The sequence below is a fragment of the Spiroplasma endosymbiont of Megaselia nigra genome (assembly GCF_003987485.1).
Taxonomy (GTDB): Bacteria; Bacillota_I; Bacilli_A; order Mycoplasmatales; family Mycoplasmataceae; genus Spiroplasma.
In genome coordinates this window covers 1-902 of record NZ_RCOO01000298.1, presented here as the reverse complement: position 1 = coordinate 902, position 902 = coordinate 1, and the positions used below count along the sequence as shown (strand labels likewise).

Annotated in this window: 1 protein-coding gene; it reads right to left on the bottom strand. The window is 24.8% G+C overall.

The annotated features are described in order from the left end of the window. Nucleotides 1-902 (bottom strand): hypothetical protein (locus tag D9R21_RS07775; RefSeq protein ID WP_158614005.1); only part of this gene is annotated, 902 nt, incomplete at both ends.

The window sequence follows — 902 nt, the reverse complement described above, 5'->3', positions numbered from 1 at the left end:
TAATTGTTCACCTTTAAAATTACCAGCAATATAGTCTACTGGTTGAAAATTACTATCAGGGTCTCCTTCAACTAATAACAAGTCATTTTCAATAAATGATGCCAGCATTTTACTAATTTCTTGGTCAACCACACCAGTAACTCCATTAGTATTAATAGTAAATTTACCACTATTTAATAATGGATCTAACATTATCTTTTCAGCAATAATATCTAAAATACTAGCAAATTGTTTACCATAACGAGCAGAAGGCTCAAAATTAGGGTTATTAGGAATAATTTGAATTGGAATAAAATTAAGTGGTAATATTTCTTCTCTTTGTAAAGTTGTATAGTTATTTCATTTAGCATCATCAATATATAAGTCGGTAATAGTACTATATAATCGTGTTTTTAACTTTCTAATAACTTTAACTTGTTTAGTTACATCATCAATCTCTAATTTTTCAGTAATAAAAATACTCTGGTCATTTTTAATATAAGGGTCATAATCAAAAGTACAAGATACTAAATTACCTAATTCATCATATTGGTCATTATAAAAATCAATAGTAATAAAATTAAGTTTTGAATTATTAGCAAAAATAAAATATGCACCCTTACCATTTTTATTAATTTTATATTCGTTATATCAATTCTTATTAGTAAAGTCTTGCATTTTTAAAAAGCTATTAATTAATTTAGTATCTATTTTTTGATTAGTAAGCGGATTATAGATGCTAATTTCTAACTCACGTGGATTTAAAAAATTAGCATTATCTTCACAAATTCTTTTTTCTAAAATTTCATTATGTTTTTGAACAATAACATTTTTACGATTAGTAATCGTTGATGCTAAATTAAGATAGTAACTATCAATATCATAGCTTTTCTTTAACTTCTTTTTGGCTGGTAACAATCCCA